Genomic DNA, 924 nt, shown 5'->3' with positions numbered 1-924 from the left:
CAAGGGAGTTGGCGGTACAGATAGAAGAAGAGGCGAAAATACTCGGCAAATACCTGCCTTTTAAGACGGGAAGTTTCTACGGGGGCGTAGGCTACGCCCAACAGGAAAAACTGTTAAAAGAAAACGCCCAAATTCTGGTTGGAACCCCCGGCCGCGTACTAGACCTTAACAAATCCGGCAGAATGAAGGTTAAAGTTCTTGAATTCCATATAATAGGGTAAGTTTATCCGTTTTGGGCGATTTAGGCAAGGTTATAATTTTAAGCCCGGATTGTCCCAATAGGAGCGCATTTTTAAGAGGACTTCGTTAAAATCGACGGGTTTACCGACATGGTCGTCCATGCCGGCTTTAAGGCATCTTTCAACGTCCTCTTTGAATACGTTAGGTGTCATAGCGATTAGCGGGATGGTCTTCGCCTGGGGAATATTCAATGCCCTGATGCTCTTCGTCGCGTCGTAACCGTCCATTTCCGGCATCTGTATGTCCATGAAATTCATGTCGTATTTAAGCGGCGCTTCCGAGAACATGCGGACGGCCTCCACGCCGTTTTCGGCGCAGTCTATTTCAAGTTTTGTCGGTTCAAGCAGGGTTTGCACGATTTCGCGGTTAATTTCCACGTCTTCGGCAAGCAGTATGCGCCGCCCCGCGAAAATGCCCGCGATGTCCGCGGCCTGCGATTTTTCCAAATCCCGCTTGTCCACGCCCAGACATTCGTTGATAACCTCCGCTATGGTCGAAGGGAACAGGGGCTTGGAAAGGAATTTATCGACGCCCGCGGCCTTTGCTTCGTCCGCAACCGCGCTCCATTCGACGGCGGAGATCATTATCACAATGGAATTTTCCGACACGCGGGTTTTTATTTCGCGGGCAAGCTGTATGCCGTCCATAACCGGCATTTTCCAGTCTATAAAGTAAATATGGTAT

2 protein-coding genes are annotated in these 924 nt (G+C 49.6%); one reads left to right on the top strand and one right to left on the bottom strand.

Going from position 1 to position 924, the window contains the following annotated elements:
• Positions 1-221, top strand: a 221-nt coding sequence (locus ACYVTD_RS14180) for a DEAD/DEAH box helicase (protein WP_461248370.1), incomplete at its 5' end; no start/stop codon positions are given.
• A 30-nt stretch (positions 222-251) separates the two neighbouring features.
• On the opposite strand, the gene ACYVTD_RS14175 is transcribed toward ACYVTD_RS14180, so the two are convergent.
• Positions 252-924: response regulator (locus tag ACYVTD_RS14175; RefSeq protein WP_461248369.1), on the bottom strand; the 673-nt coding region annotated here is incomplete at its 5' end.

This window comes from Treponema sp. R6D11, from assembly GCF_054786075.1.
The sequence above is the reverse complement of the archived record's forward strand: the minus strand, read 5'-3'. Positions and strand labels throughout refer to the sequence as shown.